General features: G+C 39.8%; 14 protein-coding genes. 9 read left to right on the forward strand and 5 right to left on the reverse strand.

The window, feature by feature from the left end:
• From F2B13_RS10115 to F2B13_RS10155, 9 genes are all read left to right on the forward strand, one after another.
• A complete protein-coding gene (locus tag F2B13_RS10115) occupies window positions 1–5,328 on the forward strand; it encodes an eCIS core domain-containing protein (protein WP_198440104.1) in 5,328 nt (1,775 codons plus the stop codon).
• Window positions 5,329–5,340: 12 nt separating this feature from the next.
• Window positions 5,341–5,946, forward strand: coding sequence for a hypothetical protein (locus F2B13_RS10120; RefSeq protein ID WP_149304096.1), 606 nt, complete (start codon window positions 5,341–5,343; stop codon window positions 5,944–5,946).
• A gap of 3 nt (window positions 5,947–5,949) precedes the next feature.
• Complete coding sequence (locus F2B13_RS10125; protein ID WP_149304097.1) at window positions 5,950–7,119, forward strand: eCIS core domain-containing protein; 1,170 nt, start codon at window positions 5,950–5,952, stop codon at window positions 7,117–7,119.
• Window positions 7,120–7,221: 102 nt separating this feature from the next.
• Window positions 7,222–8,583, forward strand: coding sequence for an ATP-binding protein (locus F2B13_RS10130; protein ID WP_149304098.1), 1,362 nt, complete (start codon window positions 7,222–7,224; stop codon window positions 8,581–8,583).
• A gap of 589 nt (window positions 8,584–9,172) precedes the next feature.
• Entirely contained in the window at window positions 9,173–9,712 is a 540-nt protein-coding gene (locus tag F2B13_RS10135; protein WP_149274964.1) for a hypothetical protein, read from the forward strand.
• A 94-nt stretch (window positions 9,713–9,806) separates the two neighbouring features.
• Window positions 9,807–11,465: an ATP-binding protein gene (locus F2B13_RS10140; protein WP_198439737.1), complete on the forward strand. Its 1,659-nt coding sequence runs from the start codon at window positions 9,807–9,809 to the stop codon at window positions 11,463–11,465.
• Window positions 11,462–12,079 (forward strand): response regulator transcription factor, encoded by a 618-nt coding sequence (locus F2B13_RS10145; protein ID WP_149274966.1) that lies wholly within the window; start codon window positions 11,462–11,464, stop codon window positions 12,077–12,079. Before F2B13_RS10140 ends, F2B13_RS10145 begins: the two co-directional genes overlap by 4 nt.
• Window positions 12,080–12,096: 17 nt before the next feature.
• Window positions 12,097–12,756: a DUF7103 family protein gene (locus F2B13_RS10150; protein ID WP_149274967.1), complete on the forward strand. Its 660-nt coding sequence runs from the start codon at window positions 12,097–12,099 to the stop codon at window positions 12,754–12,756.
• A gap of 145 nt (window positions 12,757–12,901) precedes the next feature.
• Entirely contained in the window at window positions 12,902–14,206 is a 1,305-nt protein-coding gene (locus F2B13_RS10155; protein ID WP_149274968.1) for a hypothetical protein, read from the forward strand.
• A gap of 164 nt (window positions 14,207–14,370) precedes the next feature.
• Here F2B13_RS10155 and F2B13_RS10160 read toward each other — a convergent pair whose 3' ends face one another.
• The 5 genes from F2B13_RS10160 to F2B13_RS10180 all read right to left on the reverse strand — a co-directional run bounded on the left by F2B13_RS10160 (window position 14,371) and on the right by F2B13_RS10180 (window position 21,690).
• Window positions 14,371–17,244 (reverse strand): type I restriction endonuclease subunit R, encoded by a 2,874-nt coding sequence (locus F2B13_RS10160; protein ID WP_149274969.1) that lies wholly within the window; start codon window positions 17,242–17,244, stop codon window positions 14,371–14,373.
• A gap of 181 nt (window positions 17,245–17,425) precedes the next feature.
• Window positions 17,426–18,160 carry a DUF3800 domain-containing protein gene (locus F2B13_RS10165; RefSeq protein ID WP_149274970.1) on the reverse strand — a complete coding sequence of 245 codons (735 nt, stop codon included), beginning with the start codon at window positions 18,158–18,160 and terminating at the stop codon, window positions 17,426–17,428.
• A complete protein-coding gene (locus tag F2B13_RS10170; RefSeq protein WP_149274971.1) occupies window positions 18,157–18,690 on the reverse strand; it encodes a hypothetical protein in 534 nt (177 codons plus the stop codon). The genes F2B13_RS10165 and F2B13_RS10170 overlap by 4 nt, the downstream gene beginning before the upstream one ends.
• Window positions 18,687–20,006 carry a restriction endonuclease subunit S gene (locus F2B13_RS10175; protein ID WP_149274972.1) on the reverse strand — a complete coding sequence of 440 codons (1,320 nt, stop codon included), beginning with the start codon at window positions 20,004–20,006 and terminating at the stop codon, window positions 18,687–18,689. The genes F2B13_RS10170 and F2B13_RS10175 overlap by 4 nt, the downstream gene beginning before the upstream one ends.
• A gap of 79 nt (window positions 20,007–20,085) precedes the next feature.
• Window positions 20,086–21,690 (reverse strand): type I restriction-modification system subunit M, encoded by a 1,605-nt coding sequence (locus tag F2B13_RS10180; RefSeq protein ID WP_149274973.1) that lies wholly within the window; start codon window positions 21,688–21,690, stop codon window positions 20,086–20,088.
• Window positions 21,691–21,784 lie beyond the last annotated feature (94 nt).

Consider the following 21,784-nt stretch of genomic DNA (forward strand, 5'->3'; position numbering starts at 1 on the left):
TTGTTTTCATCAGCAGACAAAACGGTAAAACCCGCTGTAAACTTGCAGCGCAAAACAGCGCAAACTTTTTTTAGTCCACAAAAAGAGTCGAGCGAACCTATGTCTGAATCTACCTTTTTTAAACCTGCAATCCAGCCCAAACTTCGAGTAAACAGGCCCGATGACCCTTATGAAAAAGAAGCGGATCTTATTGCCGACCGAGTTGTAAACACGCCGGCATCTGAGCCAGTTTCGGTACCTGCCCCTGCTCCAGAAATACAACGACAGGAAGACGGAAAGGAAGAGGAGGAGGAAACATTACAAGCAGCGGCGATGACAGTGCAGCGCATGACGGATGAAGAGCAAGAAGAAAGCACCACCGTTCAAACCAAACAAATATCTTTTATACAAAGAGATAGAAATGGTCTGCAAGCGGCATCTTCCGAGGAAGAAGAAACGGTACAGACGTATTCCGATCAGCGGCCATCTTCGATGTATCACTCCGACGTGATACAGCTGAGTGGCCGCGGTCCCCCGGCGCAGGCCGCGCAATTTCAAAGTCAATTGCATAATTCAACCTCCGGTGGCCGGCCCATGGCCGCACCTGTCGGAGATATAATGTCGTCCCGTTTCGGGGCAGATTTCAGTACGGTAAGGATTCATACCGATACGAGCGCTCAGCAAATGAGTAAGCAAGTAAATGCGCATGCCTTTACCTACGGAAATCACATCTACTTCAATAGTGGAAAATACGATCCCGCATCTAAAGCGGGGCAAACCCTGCTTGCCCATGAATTAACACACACCATTCAGCAAGGAGCAGTACCTGTGCACTCCAAATTGCAACGAAAGCATAACTTCACGGCCGTACAACGCAAAACCATACTTCAGCGTCAAATAGCCCCTCAACTTACCAAAGCCGTTGAACTGGCCCAAGAAGAGCAAGGTAAGGTCATTGCGAATAAAGAAGGACCTGATGGCTATAGATACGGTTGGGAGCGCCTACTTGAATATTTTGAAACCACCTTCGGTAAGGACAAAATTGTACGTCGGCCTACGGGTGCAAAAGGAGTGGTCTACAAACCTCATATAAAAAAGAAAGCAACTATTCCCGGGCAGGTTCCCAATCAACCGGACACCAATGTAAAAGAAAACAGGGACGCCATGCCCAGCTGGTGCGGCATCTTCGCATTTTGGGCATTGAACAAAGCGGGAATCCCTATGCCCAAATGGAAATTGGGAGAAGAATTCATTCCTCGGGAGGCAGCCTATCCGCCAGGGCATACCCCCAAACCAGGTGATTTGGCCTTTAAGGAAAAAAGGTCGCACTATGGTTTAGTAGTGGGCATGGAAGGAACCAATCGTGTGAAAAGCGTTAATGGAAACACTGCCGGAGATGATAATCTTGGGGGAGAGGTACAAGTACAAACTCATGACCTCAGTAATTGGCAGGCATTCTTTAATCCCTTGGTAGCCAAAACTGGAAGCCTAAGAGATCCGACCTTAGGTGATGAAGATACCGAGCCTAAAACCTTTAAAGAGTTGCGAAAGCTGAAATACAATGTGAGCCGCAAGCCCGAAAGTGAAAACGAGGTGGAAAAGATTCAAACAAAAGAAGAAGAGGAGCAACTCCAGGCCAAGATAGAACAAGGTCAAAAAGAAGAAGAGGAAGAGACCCTTCAAAAGAAATCGAATAGTCCGGAAAAGGAAAAAGAGGAGGAGGGCATACAACGTTCAGAAATAGGAAGCCCAGGCGGATTTGCCTCAAACGGATTCGTCTACGAAACGGAGGATTCCCCTGGTGATATTCAAACCAAAGCAGATACAGCTCCCGCGATGCAAATCAGGAACAAATCACCCGGAGCGATGATACAAGGCGGTTGGTTAGGCGATGCCTGGAATGCGGTTTCTGGCCTAGCTTCTGACGTGGCCGATCTGATAGAAGAAGGTCTCGACGCTGCCAAAAATTGGCTTTTGGATAAGGTACGTGATTTTGTAGTGGAGATTCCTGGCTATACCTTACTGAGCTACATTTTAGGATACGACCCGATCACGGGTAGGGGAGTGGATAAAACCCCATTGACACTATTGGATGCGGTACTTGATATTATCCCCATTGGAGGTAGTATGGTCAAATGGGTATTAGAGTATTTCGAGGCGATCAATCCTGTGGCCATTTGGCTGTTCGATTCGGTGAAACGCTTCTCGGCGCTTATCGCTACGGTAGAAACTCGGTTCGAGAATTTCTGGAATAGGCTAAGCATTGAAGATGCTGGTAATCCTGAACAGGTCATGAGTGATGTGGCCAACCTATTCCAATCTATTGTCACTGATATTGTCGACTTTGTTGCTGAGGTAGGGGGCGATTTCCTTATCATGGTGAAGGACATCGCAATTAGTACTTTGGTGACCTTTGTCAAGGAATACTTTCCCGATGCTTACGATTTACTGGTACTGCTTTTGGGTGAAGATCCCATTTCGGGAGAACAGGTAGCGTTCAACGGTACCAACATTTTGAATGCCTCCTTGAGAGTGCTTGGTGAACGAGGTGCCCAGATTAAGGCCCAGATGGTCGAGAACGGTATTTTCGGAAAATGCGTTGAATGGATAGATCGCAGTATTGGGCTGGTTCAGGATTTAGTCAGTGATGTTGGCCAAATATTCTCGACCATTTGGGAGCTCATTACTTTTGATTCGCTGTTCAGTCCCATAGAAACGTTCACCAGAATCGCTCAAGCTTTTCTTACTCCTATCAATAGAATTGTCACCTTCTTTACCGATGCCATGGTCATATTGGTCGGTATTCTAAGGGAAGCTTTGTTGTCGCGCCTTAGCAATTATGCGAAAGACACAAGGGGGTATTTTTTAATTACGGTGCTCATAGGAAAAGATCCATTCACCGGGGCCGTTGTTCGTAGGAATACAGAAAACATGATTCATGGTTTCTTTAGTTTAATGGAGGGAGGCGAAGCTCAGTTCCAACAACTTAAGGAGAGTGGAAAAATAGATCAAATGACCCAGAAAGTGACCCGGGCGGTGAACCAGCTTAACTTCACTTGGGCCTATGTGATTGGACTCTTCACCAGCTTATGGGAATCATTGGATTGGAACGATTTCTTGAATCCGTTCGGGGTATTTGCAAGAATAGTAGAAACTTTTGGAGATCCGGTAATTCGACTGGTTCGCTTCGTTACGACCATTGTTCAAATCGTGGTGGAGATTCTTTTGATTGCGATGAACTTCCCGTTTGAAACTGTTAATAATATTATTCAACGCTCCTTGGAAGCCTTCGGCAACATTAAGCGAGATCCGATAGGTTTCCTCAAAAATATCTTGAGAGGAATCAAACAGGGCTTTACTCAATTCTTTGATAATATTCTCACACACTTAATGAGCGGCCTAGCGACTTGGTTGTTTGGTTCCTTGGGTGAATTGGGCCTTCAAATGCCTCCTGATTTGAGTTTCAAAAGTATTTTGAACCTTATTATGCAGATTTTGGGAATCAGTGTCGACCGTATTATGGAACGGGTCTGGTTGAAGCTCACCGAACAAATAGGGGCTGAAAAAGTGGCCAAAATTAGAGGGGCCGTGGATAAACTGACAGGAATTTGGTCGTTCATCAAGGATGTCATCGAACGCGGTCCGATAGCTATTTGGGAGTATGTACAAGAGAAGTTGAGCGAGTTATGGAATATGGTGCTAGATGCCGCCAAGAACTGGATCATGACGCGTATCATAGCGTCCGTAACGACCAAACTGTTGAGCATGTTAGACCCTACGGGTATTATGGCCGTAATCAATAGTGTCATTGCAATTTACAAGGCCATTCAGTCCTTTATAGAGCAGTTGCGCGCCATGCTCGAAATTTTAAATTCTTTCGTGAATGGTATTGCCGAAATAGCGGCAGGCAATGTGAGTGCGGCTGCTAATTTCTTAGAAGGTGCCATGGCAAGGGGCATTCCGGTAATGATCGGTTTCTTGGCAAATCAAGTGGGTCTCGGGGGCATCGGTAGGCGATTGGCGGAAATAATAGAAGGCATTCGAGAGAAGATAACCGAGGGCATTGATTGGTTAGTGGCCAAAGCTTTGCGCATGGGAAGACCTATAATTGATGGAGTTTTGCGGGTTATTGAGTTTGGAGAAGGGGTTGTAGAAAGAGGAAGAGAAGCCGTTAGAGGTATTGCTAATCGTATCTTAGAACGTTTGGGTCTCAGAAAATCCTTTAGAACTCAAGATGGCCAGAGTCACAACCTATACTTCCAGATGGCAGGTAATACCGCCAATCTAATGGTGGCATCTACCCCAAAAACCATAGAACAGTTGGTTACAGAAAGAAGGGCTCAAATCGCTCAGCAAAATACATCGGACCCTTCAAAGGTTTCGGAAAACCAACCAAAACTAGACGCGTTGAATTTCATATCAACTACCAAAGGGCAAATCGATCCCTTACTTGTGCAATATCAAGAAGCCGTGGATAGAAGTAGTTCAAGGCAGTCAGAACAAATAAAATCGCAGATAAACACCAAAATGGACAGTATCTTAGAAAAACTGATTATAGCAGGGATAAACGTTGAAGGTACCAACAATATAGAAACAGTAGTTACGCATCAAACAATCAGTGATAATAGGCCTTCACAAGTGCTTGCATTCCCATTAACTTCAATTCCCGGTAATACGGCAGGTTCCACACCACAACAAGCACCACCTGGATGGGATTTGATCGATCCGGCCACAAGGAGTAGAAGTTGGGTGGCAGCCCATTTACTAAATCACAATCTACATGGTCCGGGGCTTTCTTGGAACTTGGTTTCTGGGACAAAGGAAACCAATAATAATATGAAGACCGAAATAGAGAATAGAGCCAAGACCGACGTTTTAGGGAATCCACGAAAACAGTACTACTATCAGGTAGATGTAACTTACTATGAAAATCACCCTAGTGAACCGAATATGAGATTATTTCCATACCAAATCAGGGTAGAATACGGTGAGTTATCAGGTGGACCAGGAGCATACGTAAGGAGTTTGACAAGCGCATCTACTTTCACACAAGATTCACCTGATGTTACCAATATAAGCTCTACTTCCTTTAATGAATCGTCTGCCTCTAGACTTAAAGAAGTTTCAGATGCCGCCGGTCAAAGTATCCCAAGGTCCGTTTTTCAAGAAATCGTATTGGTTAGGCGCACATTACCCTCTCAATCTTTTGGGGATGATATAAGTGACCTTTTAACAAGAATGGATAATCACTATGTGACGAACAAGGGGAAAACCGTCGGATGGTTCCGAGGAAGATATGGCGGTGGACTGGAGTTTTTGGCAGGTCAGCATATATTTATGAACTTTTAATATTCAATTCTCATGAAAGAAAGTTATAGCGGTAAACATGAAGCGTTCATTGATCAACTAATGAATAACAAATTTATTCTTATTAAGTATCATCATTTTATAGTGCAGAAAACAAAAAATCCTATCAAACTAAATCTAGATCCTGAAATCATCAAATTTTACGAAGAAATAGAAAGCTTGAAAATAGCTTGGACGTGTAATTTAAACAATATTGAACTTCATTTTTTAGATGAAGAGTTAGACTTTGTTGAAGGCGAATTTAATGTATTGGATAAAACTGCATTATTGAACGGATTAGATGAAGCGATGCTCGAAAATGAGTTTTGCTTGAAAATAAGCCCAAAGTATGCTGGAAAACTTTTCCCTTTTGAAGAAATCAAAGATGAATTTGTCATTTGTGTAAACATTGAGAACAGGAACGAAGTAATCTATCTTGATTTGGTTGCAGGAGAACAATTCAATATTCCTATAGGTTTTAAAGAATATCTAAAATGTGGGTATGAAAATTACTTTTTCTACGGATGGCAAAAAGGGGTTTTGTTGAAATCGAATGTTCATTTAAAAAGACTACAACATTATCTTCCCCAAATAATACCAAATAAGAACTTAAAAATATAGAATATGAAAAATAAAGCATCGCGAAGACAAAGGTCCAAAAAACAAAAACCTGCCCAAAAGAAAACGCAAAACGAGCACTTCTTTGAAGCCCAGGTACAACGCAAATGTGAAAAATGTGAAGATGAGGAGAAGAAGGGTGTTCAGAAAAAGGCCGATGGGCAGTCCGCCTCAAAAAGTAGTAGCTTTTTTGGGCATTATATGAACACGATTAGTAGCAAGGGAAGTCACTTGTCCAAAAAACAACGAAGCTTCTTCGAACCTAGAATGCAGGACAATTTTGGCGACGTAAAGCTGCATGCCGATAAAGAAGCCGGCAATGCCGCCAAAGAAATCGGGGCAAAGGCATTTACATGGCAGAACCATATTGTTCTCAATAAAGCCAGCATAGCGGGTGATAGCCTAGAAGTGCAACAGGTACTGGCACACGAATTAAAGCACGTACAGCAGCAAAAAAATGGGAAGCATGTGATTCAGATGATGCCCGAAGACGAAGCGGCGGCTTCCATAAAAGAGGAAGAAACCGATCAAGCCACAAAAGAAAATGAAAAGGAACAAGGTACTACCAAAGATTCCGTAGCAATGGAAAAAGAAGCAGAGCTGGAGAAAGATCGCATTATGGCTCCAGAAATTGTACCAGATGTACAGTACTCTGGCCGACCCACTACCAAAACAGTTTTTGGAAATACAGTTTCCTTTCAAGGTGTGACCACGGCCAATTTTAATGGCGGCAACGGACGCTCTACCTCATTGGAACGAACTCCTGTGCCCGAAGGCCCAGGCTGTACGGAAAATGATTGTTGGCATTATACCGGTAATTATGTAATCGACTATAGCGTTTCTACATCGGTTACGCTTCCTAGTGTGCCGTCCGGACTTACCGATTGCCAGCAGGAAAGGGTGCGAGATGCCATTGCCAACGAGCTCGCCCCCCATGAACAAGAGCATGTAGCCGCTTTTAACCAATACAATGGTTCGGTTACCCTGACCATAGATTATACAGGCCCCAGTGCAGGAATCGAGGCCCATGTGCAACACATGCACGACGCGCACGAACAGGCAAGAATGGCGGCTGCAAATGCAGAAAGTGCTGCACTTGATCCTTTTCACGTAGAAGTAGATCTTGAATGTGAAGATTCACCTGCCGTAATTCCTGATTCCGCACCCGAAGAATAATAAGGTAACTGCTTTTAAAAGTATTGAATATGTGGTATCTTAATCAACAGAACGCTCCCCCGGCAACCCGTTCCTAGATATAAATGCTATAAGTGATCAGTTATGAGAGGTAGTGAGCGTAGTTTGAAAATCGTGGCTAAAGACCCTGACCATTTCACCGATGCTGTTAATATACTCAGCGAATTAATTTTGGGTCGAATCGAAGCCGCTTCCGCAGGCCGTAAGTTCATCCTGTCTTCTTATGATACCACGGGCTTTACGGAAGGTCTGGATAGCTTATTGCAATTGCCAGAGACTTTTTCGTTCGAGGAAAAACTGGTACTGCTACTAGCGATAACCCCTAATATACAGCCCGGTTTTTTGGAAGATATTATGGCAAAGGCGCTACCACAAGGAGGAGAGTTCGTTGCATTTGGCGGTATTAAAGGGCAACAGCATCGAGGGATTTTGCCAACGGGGGAAACCGCCCTCTTTATGTTGGCGGGCACCGATATCAAAGAACGCTTGCGCTATCAAAAGATGTTCAATAGCGACGGGCTGTTTGCAATTCATGGAATGTTGCAAATAGAAAGCGCTCCTCATGGCGAACCCGGTATGAGCGGGAGGTTGGTCCCAGATCCAGATTGGCTCGAAAAAATACTTCTTGGAAAGGAAGCCGCTCCTGTTTACAGTATAGCGTTCCCTGCGAGAAAGATTACGACGAACATGAACTGGGCAGATTTGGTACTTCACCCCCAGACCTCGGAGAATATTAGCGATATTGAACTTTGGATGTTGCATCATCAAAAAGTACAGGAAGACCGTAGTTTGGGAAGACGAATAAAACCTGGTTATAGGGTGCTGTTTTATGGGAAAGCCGGTACAGGAAAGACATTGACGGCCTCCCTGCTCGGTAAAAAGTTTGACCTTCCTGTATATCGCATCGACTTGTCACAGGTAGTATCAAAGTATATTGGGGAAACAGAAAAACATATTGAATTGGTATTCAATAGGGCCGAACGTAAAAACTGGATTTTATTCTTTGATGAAGCGGATGCTCTCTTCGGCAAACGTACCAATGTTCAAAGTTCAAACGATAAATTTGCCAATCAAGAGGTTTCTTACCTGCTACAGCGTATCGAAGACTTCCAAGGCCTGCTCATTTTGGCATCTAATTTTAAACATAATATAGATGACGCTTTTTTGAGAAGGTTTCATAACGTGATCCACTTTCCGATGCCAAGCGCTAAGGAACGCTACAAATTATGGACCCAAAGTATTCCTGATAGCATGAAGTCACATGCTGATATCGATTGGCGTAAAATTGCAAGCACCTATGAAATTACGGGGGCTGAAATTGTGAACGTGATGTACTATTCCGCCCTAAAAGCCTGCTCACGCAATGACACTACCCTATGGCAAGATGATATTTATGAGGGTATCAAAAAGGAACTTAAAAAACAAGACAAGACCTTCTCCTATTGATGGACCAAGTGGCACCTTGGATTTTAAACCGCGGTTGGAAGTACCTTTAGACTTCTATTGAAAGCAAAACCTCTGCACATACGATATTCATAGAGATTAAAAGTGGAGCCGGAGACGGCCGGGCTTTAAGAAAAGGTCTGGTAGACCTTTTTAGCGAAGGAGCGGAACTGACGTGCCGGCCTTTGAATTCTGTGGACAAAACGAAAAAAAACACCCGAGGGTGGTTTTGAAGTGGAGCCGGAGGCACCAGAACCTATAGCTTAAACCATCAACAAATAAGGCTTTTTCAACGGGTGGTTAAATTTTGCGCACCGAATGGGTGACTTTTGACAAACTAACAAAGCATATTTTAATTAACTCTTTTATTATTAGAAAGTAATGAATTTGTAATATTTTGGTTTTGTACGGAATTCCGTAATCGTTTTAACAAATTTCTTGTTAAATTGTAGGAGTTTACCCTCCCCAATTCTCTTTTTATCGAATTTTCTTTCTTTGCTGTATCGGAAAAATACCTATGAATGGGGATTTTCGGCAATTGTGTTAAAACCGATATTTCGCTTTAGGAAATTTAATCTAAATATAACTAATTATGGAAATTCCAATTTACAGTTTGAAGGGAAAAGTTAAAGTTAGAAGGAAGTCGTTAATTCCTAGGCTCAATATTTATTTGCCTAAGGGTAAATATTCTGCCGAAGTTACATATAAGTACGATATTTCTGTTCAAGAAAAGAGTATTTTGTTATTGATTGTTGATATCAAAAAGAATGGCGAAGTGTGCGATAAAGATCAACGTGAAATTTGCGGAGTTAACTGTCAAGGTGAGTGGATAAAGTTAAAATGTAAAAAGATTAGAAGAAGAGATATTGGTAGATTAGGAATTGGCTCTATAAAAAAGGAGGAAGTTCATGTTATTTTACTACACGAACAAAACTTTAATTTTAGGGAACGTACAGATTTTTTTAATTGTATGTATTCATACATAGATGAGGGCGATTTTTCAAGGGATATTTATTGCTCTATAAAAGAATGTCTGGAAAATGTTCCAGAAAAAAAAGACCCTCCAGGCCAACCAGGCTCAACAGGTAGTAGTATCATCATCCCCTTTATCGACGATGATAAGAATAATTAGAATATTATGTGGTTGTGCTATTTTTTGCTTTTTAATTTCTCCTTGTTTTGGACAAAAAGCAAACCTTGACAGTTTAGCTGCGCATGTCGAAAATATGACCCTAGATAAAGCGCAAATTTGGCGAGACCGAATAGATAGCATTAACCTTCAGCCTAATGAAAAGGCGAAATTTTATTATCTATCCGCTCGAATTTACCAACTAAATAATCAAGCCGATAGGGCGTATGACTTTTTTCTAAAATCCAAATCTCTTTATACCGATTTGGATAGCCTTGCCCTTGTAGCCGACATTAACCTTAAACTGGCTCAAATGATCAGTGCCCTCAAACAAAGCGACCTAAAGTACCAACCTTTTCTCGACGCCTATTTAGATTATGCAAAAACGCAGAACAATCCCAAATATTTTAGTAAGGCCTATATGACAGCAGGGAGTATTTTGATTGATACATTACCAAATGAAACGCTGAGGTATTACAAACTGGCCTTAAAAGAAAACGCAAAGACAGAAGATGAGCTTTTTAAATCAAAAGTTCATCACAATTTGGCGGTTTTGCATTCGGAGCATCTTGAAGGACCCGATAGTGCTTTTTTCTATTTTGACTGTGCGTATAAAACTTTTTCAGAATTGGGACAATCGGATTATATGGCCTATGTCCATATTGGGCGAGCTTCGCTCTTGCGAAGACTGAATCGATACGACGAGGCGGTTCGCGAATATCAAATTGCTGACACCATACCGCTAAAGAATTTTCGTCGAAATGCTAAAAGTCTGTTGCACGGTTATATGTCCGATGCTTACGCCGAGGGGGAGGACTATGAGAATGCCTACAAATTTTTACAGTCCCATATGCAGCGAAAAGATAGTATCGACCAAGCAGAGCAAAACATTCGGATTTCTGAAATACAGACGAAATACGAAGTTGAGAAGAAGGAAAACGAAAATCTCAAACTCAAACAAAATCGCAACTGGCTTATTGCCGGATTAGCCGTAGCAGTACTTCTCATCGGACTGAGTTATCTGGGCTATTCCAATCAAAAGAAAAGAAAACTCTTAATACAAAAAGAAAATCAGGTACAAACAGAACGTTTGGATGCATTATTGAAGGAGCAGGAGTTGATGAGCTTGGATGCCATGGTGGCCGGGCAGGAAAAGGAACGACAGCGCATTGCCAACGATTTGCATGATAATCTGGGGAGCATTTTGGCCACTATTAAATTGCATTTTCAAAATCTAAAAATTAAAAAAGATCGGTTAAAGGAGCAAGAAGACAAACTCATACAGAAAACGGACGAATTGATAGAGGAAGCCTACCAGAAAGTCCGAAGTATCGCCCATGCGAAAAATGTAGGGTTGCGGGCGAAGGAGGGTTTATTACCAGCGATTAAGAATTTTGCTTCAAAAGTTTCCCTGGCTAATAAGTTGGTCATCGAGGTTGAAGACCACGGGATGGAAGAGCGTTTGGAGAACTCATTGGAGATAACCCTATTCCGAATTATACAAGAATTGATTACGAATGTGGTCAAGCATTCAAAGGCGACAGAAAGTACGATTCATATTACCCATCACGACCAAAATATCAATATTATGGTAGAAGACAACGGGGTAGGGTTTGATACTGATGACATCTCCGAAGAAGATGGAATGGGGATATACTCCATTCAAAAGCGCGTCGAAAATTTAGACGGCTCCTTAACTATAGATTCCATAGTGGATAAAGGTACCTCAGTAATCATTGATATCCCCCTAATATGATACGAGTCGCCCTTGCAGAAGACCATAATGCCCTAATCGATGGGGTGAAATTATTTCTGCAATATGAAGACGATATCGAAGTAGTAGGATTTGCGAACGATGGGGAAGAACTTTTAAAATTAGTTCAACTAAAACGGCCCCATGTGGTTATTACCGATATTCGAATGCCTATCAAAGATGGTATTCAAGCCACGAAAGAAATTTTAAAATTTGACCACCATATTAAAGTAATCGCTTTCACTATGTTCGATCAAGATGAGGCTGTCACTCAAATGCTAGATGCGGGAGCTAGAGGCTATCTTTTAAAGAACTCTAAACTAAAAGATCTTTTGGAATCAATTCGTACCGTCTTCACCGGTGGCACCTACTATGATCCTAACATAGTTATTCCCGATAAAAGCACCCCCAAAAAAAAGAAAGGGTTACTTACCAAGCGACAAATTGAAATATTAAGTCTGGTTGCCAGTGGCAAAACCAACCAAGAAATTGCTGATCTACTCTTTATAGGAAAAACTACGGTTGAAACGCATCGTAAAAATATGATTCGTAAGCTCGGGCTCAGTGGAGTGGGAGAGTTGTTGCGGTACGCAGTGGAGAAAAAATATGAATTCTAACCCATAAACCATCGCTTATGGGCATGCAGAAAATGAAGAAAACGGCTAAAAAGGTGGTCAAGAAAGTGGACCACTTCGCCAAAGCGGAACGTCTTATTGCCGCTGTCCTTACCTTGACACCTTTGGTGTTGTTTTTGACCGACACCTGTCCATCTACCCAAGGCCACTTTAGGACGAGTATCAGCAATTATGTCTTTATGCCCCATAGCTACTGGTTTGGCAGTTTGTTGGCCTTGGCGGGCGCTCTTTTTATTTTTAATGGAGCCCAGCACATGTCTGCACAGCAGGAAGATGAAGCGGATAAAAGACGGGCCAAAAGCCGCTTTGGCAAGGGCTATAATATCTTATTTGGCGTGGCCCTTTTTGGGGTGATCTATTTTGACCATATAAACCATACCTGGTTGCATTATATTTTTGCGGGTATCTTCTTTGTAGGCTGTGGCTTGGCAATGATTCTTACTAGAGAAACCAAATTAAATACCCTAGGGGATGTCTTGGGAATTTTGACCTTATTGGCCTTGGCCGTCTACTTTTTTATCACATGGATATACGGGGAAGACAACCATTGGTATACTCTTCTTTGGGCAGAATGGATCGGATTGTTCTTTATTGCCATCTATTTTATCGTGGAATCCCACCAGCGCGACCTTAAGGAAGAAGCCGCAAACCTGTATTAAGTTCAACTCATTTTTTCAATAATGAATGGAGCCACGGCTCCATTTTTTAGTTTTAACCTCTTTGTTTTCAAAGAACTAAGGTAAAATACCTATTTGTGGGGATGGTTTTGACAAAGAATGGTAAATAGATTTGAAAAAAAACACCATGTCAATAAAATCAACCATTTTTATTTTGCCGTTTCTTGTTTCAACAATTTGCTTTTCTCAGGAAGATTCAAACACTAAAGATAGTGCTGAGGAAAAAAATCAAGAATTAATAGAGAAATTTTCCGAAAAAGTAGTGGCAACCGCAAAACAAAAATTGGAGGAAGAATACGAGGTAGATGAAAAAAAATTATTGGGAACATTTCATTTAAAGGAAACTAAAGTGGAGGTTGATTTAAAAATTACAGAAGAAGGATTTTTGAAAAGGGACAGTACTCTTAAATATGACAAAAAATTTAATATTGAATCAATTAAAATCGACATTCGTGAAGGAGTGGTTTTCGATATTCGAATCAAAGGAAAACTGCAGGACACCTCTGTTTTATTTACAAATCATGCTCCCATAAACATGAGTAGTTTGATTAGGCATGAGGTTTATCTTACCTATCTAAGACAAGGTGTTAAAGAATCCTTTTTAAGTAAATATAGAATAAGGTTGAAGGATTTTTTAGAATACGATTATGAAAATGGTCAAAACTATGTTATTGATAATGAATTGATTGAATTGAATTCTAGTGATAAAAAGGAGGCTAAGGTATATGGTAAAGGAAGTTTGAAGTCATTGATAGATTTTAGAATTTATACTGACTTTTTAGGAATAATAAACGAATCAGCAAATGGTATCGTGAGTTTTGAAGGTAATTCAACATTTTTTTTAAATCCATTTAGTATAAAGGGCTACAACTATATCTTCAAAAAGCTCAATTCGAGTGTCCGTTATTCCAGATTCGATGACAATGACCAGAATATTGCATTACCTATAGTCGATACTTTAGATTTGATTCAAAAATCTTTTCTTAATGTAAGTGGTGAAATAGATTTATTTGAAACTAGATTCAGTAAGAGGTACCCATACAAATTACATTTAAAAACAAAGTTTGGTTTAGATATTGCTAAAACCAAAGAAGATGGTTTGGATGATTCTTCTAATACTACAACGTTAGGTATTGGATTTGGCGCAGGAATACAGGTTCAGCGATATTCAAACTTTGGTTTAAATTCCACGTTTTATTTTAATCGATATGAAAATAATGGATTGTTTGATTCTGGGACAGTAAATTTTAATACCATTGAATTGAATACCGAAGTGTATTTCTATGATAGTAAAGACAAAAACGACAATGACGCTTTTTTCTTACGATTGGCATATGAACAAGGAATTAAAAATTTAAGTTCCAGTTCAAATTTCTTCAATATCCAACTAGGTTATAAAGCGCAGTTAAATTTTAATCCAAAAAAAGATTAGTTGGTTAATCAAATCTCACTCTACCCCCAACTCCCTTAAAAACTGGTTATGCCCTGAGGTTTTGATTTAATAATCATTTGGATATTTTCCAACTTTTCAGGCATCTAATTTGAAAATATTTGAATTCTAATTCTTTAAGTGTCTAGGCGAATTTTCACCTCTTTTTACCCTGTCATACCTTGTACAAAGGTTTGTACAAACTGTTTCATTTTTTCAATGATACGTTCGCCAATTTCTCTTGCTTTTAGTATACTTGGCCGATTATCTAAACATTTGAAAACCTCATCTCTAATGGGTTCTTGACCACTGTAGATATAACTTTCGACCAAAGCATTGAATTGCTGCCTATCAAGATTTTCGTCCTCACAAAGTTTGGACAGCGCTAAAATCTTTTCTTGCTGCCAATATTTTTCAAATTCATCTTGAATAGCATCTATATCATCAATATGCGGCAGATTTTCCTCAATGAATTTCTCAATGAGTTCCCGCTTACTTCGCAGTTCGATTTCTCCACCCAGTAAATCGATAATCGCTTTTTTCTGAGCCTCAACTTCTGATTGTTTTGCATCTTTAAGTTTGGCTAACAACTTTAAAATATAAGCGACATTAATTTGGTCACGATGGATTAATTCGAGCTCAAAATCGATATCATCTAAAATGGATGTTTTGTGTTTTTGCCTATCCATCTTGACCTTATCGTACAAGTCCAGATACTTGCTTTTATAATTTTCAAAGGATTGCTCATCAATATCGAGATCATCCCAATCAAAATCGACATAAGAATCTAAGACATTTTTAGCGCGCAATAACTTTCTGAAAGCCTGCACAAATTCGAGTTCTTTATCCTCGCCCAACAAATCATCTACACTTTGATAAGTTGGTGTGATTTCCAATAGATTCGCTAAGGCTTCATCAAATTTTTTGGCGATAGCCTCGTAGGGTGGAACGAGTATTTCTTCTTTTGCCTCCTTATTTGAAAATAAAGCTATCGCTTCATCAGTAGCAGCTTTTAAGTTTCTAAAGCATAGAATATTACCTTGTGATTTTTTCTCCCCCAAGATTCTGTTGGTTCTGGAGTAGGCTTGTATTAAGCCATGATAACGAAGGTTCTTATCAACGTATAGCGTATTGACTTTTTTAGAATCAAAACCTGTAAGCATCATATTGACTACGATTACCAAATCCAATCGGTCTTTTGAATCGTTAAAAGTGACTTTCTCCCGATCCTTTAATCGCTTACTAATGTCTTTAAAGTAGTTTTCAAATTGTTGGCTATCCTTAGTGGAAAAGCTGGTATTGTACATGGCATTGTAGTCGGAGATGTAGGTGTCTAGCATTTCTCTGGTATGGCTAGTTTTGTATTTTGATGCAGGTTCTGCCGCTAAATCCAAATCATAGTCCGGCAAATAGTCTTGCGCGTCTTTGTCCTCTTCGTTGGCACCATAGGAAAATACTGTAGCTATACGTAAATTGTGTTCACCTGTTTCTTTCTTACGTTTGAAGATATCGTAGTATTTCATCAATGTATCAATACTACTGGTTGCAAACAATGCGGAATATTCTTTGTTGAAAGTCTTTTGACCGTGATAGGCAATGATATAATCTACTATTTTCTCTAATCGTCTTTCATCTGCAAATACTTCAGCCTTATCAATGTCTTCAACCTCAATATCTATAAAAGTTTTGCCATTTTGTTTGTATTTGCCCACATATTCAATTCCAAATTTCAAAACGTTTTGGTCGGCAATGGCATCCGTAATCACATATTTGTGCAAGCATTTGCCAAAAAGGTCTTTGGTGGTGCGCTTGCCCAGATCGTTTTTAGCCGCATTGTCCGCAAAAATGGGCGTACCCGTAAAACCAAAAAGTTGATTGTTGGTAAAGTATTCGATAATACGCTGGTGTGTTTCTCCAAACTGACTGCGATGGCACTCATCAAAAATGATAACGACTTTTTTGTCTTTTAAAGAGGCCAATCTTTTTTTATAATGGTCTTTGCTTATGGCATTGTTCAGTTTCTGAATGGTGGTGAGCACCAATTTAGAATCATCCGTGAGTTGCTTTACCAAATTGTTGGTGTTGTTGGTCACATCAACACTATCTTTTTTAAAGCTGTTGAACTCTTTCATGGTCTGGTAATCCAAATCCTTGCGGTCTACCACAAAAAGTACTTTGTCTACCGTGGGCAAATCCATGATGATTTGGCTGGCTTTGAATGAGGTCAAGGTTTTCCCAGAACCCGTGGTGTGCCAGATATAGCCATTTTCGGTGGAGGATTGTACTTGTTTTACCAACTTTTCCACGGCATAGAATTGATACGGGCGCAGTATCATGAGAATTTTATGCGTCTCATTGCGCACAATGTACTTGGCTAGCATTTTGCCAAGATGGTCGGGATTTAAGAAGGCCTCTGCAAAGGCTGTTAGTTCTTTGATGTTTTTGTTATGCTCGTTGCTCCAAAAGAAGGTTTGTTTTACGGATTGCAAGGCATTGTTTGCCAAATATTTGGTGTTGACGCCGTTACTGATGACGAAGAGTTGTACATATTGAAATAACCCATGATTACTCCAAAACGAATGCCTTTGATAGCGGTTTATTTGGTTAAAAGCCTCTTTTATTTCAAGACCTCGCCTTTTAAGCTCAATTTGTACCAAGGGTAGGCCATTGACCAAAAGGGTAACGTCGTAACGGTTTTTATACGTTCCTTCTTGGGTGATTTGGTGGGTGACCTGAAATAAATTTTTTGTCCAATCTTCACTATTAAAAAAGCGCATGTAGGTTGGCTCACCAGCATCATTGGTAAATTGAAAACGCCCACGAAGCGTTTTGGCTTTGTCAAAAACAGTGCCTTTGGCCAAATGATTAAGAATGGTTTCAAATTCTTTGTCTGAAAAGGATAGTTGATTAAAAACCTCTAATTGGCTTTTTAAATTAGCAACCAAAGCCGAGCCATCAGGAATTAAAACAGATGTATAACCCAAACCACCAAGCTGGTTTATCAAGTTTTGTTCTAATAAAGCTTCAGATTGTTTGGTCATAACTTTTCTAAAATACTGACTTTAAGTCATTTTAGGACTTATTGGCATTTGTTTTGCAATAGAACTACAAAATAAAGCGTTATATTTGTATTCACTTATCAACATAAGTGTTAACAATATTAAGGATTGGGGTGTCCCCGGTCGAGCGAAAGCCAAACAGCAGTGTTTGGCTTTTTCTTTTTTAAGGAAAAATCTTAAGCCCATATCGTTTACTTCCTCTTTTGTAAAATTTTGGTTCTAACAAGTCAAAAGCCGGATTGGCCCTGTTCTTATCAATAACAAACCTTGCAATGGGATACGCCAATAAATCTGCCATTTGCAAACCATTTATGTTCTCTTTTTTGTCAATAAAACTAATGGCGACGTTTAAAGCATTTAGCCTATCTGCGCCAACATAACCAGTACCTCTAGCCAATAAACGCTGAAAATGTTCATCTAGTTTTTTATCTTCTTTTTTTCCTCTCTTTTCTATTATAATTTCCAATTCTTTTTCATTATCCGCTATGCTATCTAAAAAAAATACACAACGCTCTATAATGAAACTTAATGCTAACTCGTATACATCGTTAGATAGCTTACCATAAGTTCTAATATATCTGTCCTTTCTAATAGCTGAAGCAAAAACTGTATAATTACTAGATGTTATAACCTCATTCAATTGCTCATAGAATTGTTGTTTTAATTTTAAATCAAAAAGAATCTGAAACTCCTTTTCACATTTTCTAATATCTCTTGAATGCAGAATAACTGTTTTGTTATTCCAAAAGCCACGCTTAATAACATTTATCTCATCACGTAACGAAACGTAATTTGGTTCGGAAACGAGCATACCACACAATAAAAACACAGGAAAGTTAGGGTCTAGGTTAACTAAACCATGGTCTCCACTTTCATCTATGAATAAAATGTACTTCATTTTTTTCTTTTGGAGGAGGGAACCCTTCTTTCAAAATGGTCAAGCTCAAATTCCGCTAAACTTTTATGGCCCAGCATATTTTTTCTAACAAAATCAATAATTTCTAAGTAGTCTTTTTCGTCTTTGAACTTTGTCCATGAGACAATTTTCGGGTAGTTTATATTCTCTTGAATTCTTCTATCTACAGGAAAATGGGGTGGCTCAACTATTTCATTCAAACACCACTTATATTTCAAGAATAGATTCAATAATTTTTGACTAACTCCAAAGTTGATTTGCCCTTTACTTAGAATTTTTGAGTGGTTTTTGCTTTGCGTACATAAACTGTAAATATTCTCAATGTGGGTTTTGTCCGCAACTTTCTCAGAAACGTATTGAGGCAATAATTTGGTTTCAACAAAATTTCTCAAACTACTTTTGAAGTCACTTTTTTGCCTATTGTCTACATTTTCTCCGTATACATAAGCCCGCTGAAAGGCCGCACTAAATGTTAGTGTCCAGATTTCATTATTTATAAAAGCTTCTTTCATACAAACATTTGCTGCAATAAACCCTTCTTGAAAAGTTGGGTTTGGGTGATTTGTTGGGCGACACTTTCTATTTTGGTATCTAATGCACTTAAATAGTGGGCGATTTTTTGTTGTTCTTCTTTGCATGGAATCTTATCAACAATTTTTAAAAATTCTGATTCGTGAATTCTCCACTGTCCATAAATCACACCTTGCCTAAATCTTATCATTTTATTAATGAACTTTTTACGCACTAAATAGTTACTCATAAATTCAATTTCACAAGATTCACCAATTTTAAATATGCTATAGACTGGTGAAATACTTGCATTACCATATCGATTTAGTCCAATAGAACCTGTTTCTAAATTATTTGAACTATAGATGAAATCGCCATATTCAGTCTGCTTGTACTTCTTATTGTCACCATCGCTAACCAAAAATTCTCTGTTATACCTATCACCTTTCGGCGCAACTCCTTTATTTGCCATAAATGCCATCAAAGGATACTCTTCGCTTTTTGGGTTTTTTATATCTCTTTCAATTAAGACATCTCCAATTCTCTTTTCTTCCCAATCTGGATAGTTGCTTCCATCTTTTTGTTTAAAGCGTATTTGCTGGCTAAAGAGTTGTTGCATCACGCCTTTTTTGTACTGCTCGAGCAGCTCCTTTTTTTGTGTGAGTTGCTGTAGTTTGGTATCTACACTACTTAAAAAACTGGCGATTTTTTGTTGTTCGGGAAGGGTTGGAAGGTCAATCTTAATTTTGGCCAATCTACTCGTTGCCAAACCAAGAACTTTCGTTCCTTGTGCAATTGTCATTACTTGCTTTCTCACTTTCCAAGATTGAACCAGATAACCAGGGAATCCTGTTGAAACCTCGTATTTATTTGGTCTTGCAAGAAATGTGTGTAAACCAGCTAATAGTTTTTCATTATTTAGGTTAACCAATTCAATTGTCTTGCCAATATCACTATAATCTTCGGACGCATCTGCTATTAATAAATCTCCTTCCTTGCAATAACATTCTTCTTTGATTCTGGATAAATCAATGTCTTCATTAATAAACGGGACTTCTTCATTTGTGATATTAAACATCGTTTCAAATTTGGTATGTATATCACCATAATGAATGTTCTTTACCTTTCCGTCTTCATAGTTTAAAGTGTCTCTTGACAAAGAGTTTGTTGAATAAAAAGAGAATACTTCACCATATTTAAGTTCGCTCCATAAATCATCAAATTCAGCAAATCGTAATTGCGGTACTAATAGAGATTGCTTCGTTCGTTCCTCGCTAGCAATGACGTTATTATTGATATGTGGTGTTTCGGTATTCATTTAGTAATAAAGATGGGATTTGGTTAACATGTTCCGTAAACGTGTTAACGAAATGGCACTTTTGTTAACATATTGCATATCAAAATGGCGTATCGATGCCTAATTGCTGGCAATAGTCGGCAATGGTAGCATCCGTTTCCTTAATGTCTTGGGCTAACTGTTGTAACTGCTGTGACACGGCTTGCAGGTCTACGGGTTCTTCTTCTTCAAAGGTGTCTACATAGCGTGGAATGTTGAGGTTGTAATCGTTTTCGCGTACTTCGTCCAGTGTAGCAACGTAACTGTATTTGTCTTCCAACACCCCCCTTACGCCCCCCTCAAGGGGGGAATTCACATAGTTGCGATAGGTGCTGATAATATGTTCTATGTGTTTTGGTAAGAGCACGTTTTGGGTTTTTACCTTCTCAAAATCGTTACTGGCATCAATAAATAAAAGACGGTCGCTGAGCGGAGTCGAAGCGCGGTCTTTTTTAAGCACCAAAATACAGGTTGGGATGCCTGTGCCGTAAAAGATATTGGCTGGTAGACCAATCACGGCATCGAGCTGGTTGGTGTCTTCTATAAGGTATTGGCGTATATGGCCTTCGGCAGCGCCTCTAAACAACACGCCATGTGGTAGTACGCAGGCCATGGTGCCGTTGGTATCTAGCTGGTATATCATGTGTTGTACAAAGGCAAAATCGGCCTTGCTCTTTGGTGCCATTTTACCATAAGGTGAAAAGCGCTCGTCACTAATGATGGCGTCAGGATTCCACTTGGCCGAAAACGGTGGATTGGCAACAATGGCCTCGAATTTCATCTCGCTGTGTTTTGGCGATGGATTCACCAAGGTGTCCTCGTTATAGATATCGAAGCGTTTGTAATGCACATCGTGCATGATCATGTTCATACGTGCCAAGTTATAGGTGGTTGGGTTGCTTTCTTGTCCGTAAAAACCGCCTACTTCGTTGACTTCTTTAGCCACGCGCAAGAGTAAGGAACCCGAACCGCAGGTTGGGTCGTAAACAGATTTGAGTCGGTCTTTACCTGTAGTGACCAACTGCGCCAGTATTTTTGAGACTTGTTGTGGGGTATAGAATTCGCCCGCTTTTTTTCCTGCGCCAGAAGCGAATTGCCCAATGAGGTATTCGTAGGCATCGCCCAATACATCGCTTTCCCGATTTTCTAAATCGAAATTGATACCTTCTAAATGCACAAGCACTTTAACGATGAGTGCATTTTTGGCTTCTTCGGTCTTACCGAGTTTACTTGAGGTTAAATCCAAATCTTCAAACAAGTTACCAAAGTCTTCCTCGCTTTCGCTACCCATAGTGCTTTGCTCAATATTGATGAGCACTTTCTGAAGGTCTTCCAAAATAAATTTGTTCACTCCACCAGAGTTACCACGTTTGGCGAGTTCACTAAAAAGTTCGGTTGGTTTAAGGAAGTAGCCCAAGGCATCGAGGGCATCTAATTTAATTTCATGAATCAGTTCTTTCTCCATCGGGTGACCAATCACTTCGTGATATTCCAGTCCATCGGGTTTTAAAATCTTATTGGCATGAAGCGCCATTTTTCGGCTGAGGTATTTATAGAAAATAAAACCAAGGATATAATCCCTAAAATCATCGGCATCCATATTACCACGGAGGTCGTTGGCGATGTTCCAGAGGGTTTGATGTAGTTGTTGTTGGTCTTCTGACATGTTGTTAATTAGTAGAGAGGTTTATGTTCGCACCAAAATAAACAATCCCAAGAGAAGAAAAAATTAACCTTTATGAATAAAGGAATAAACAAAA

Source organism: Pareuzebyella sediminis (genome assembly GCF_008367235.1).
In the GTDB taxonomy this organism is placed as follows: domain Bacteria; phylum Bacteroidota; class Bacteroidia; order Flavobacteriales; family Flavobacteriaceae; genus Pareuzebyella; species Pareuzebyella sediminis.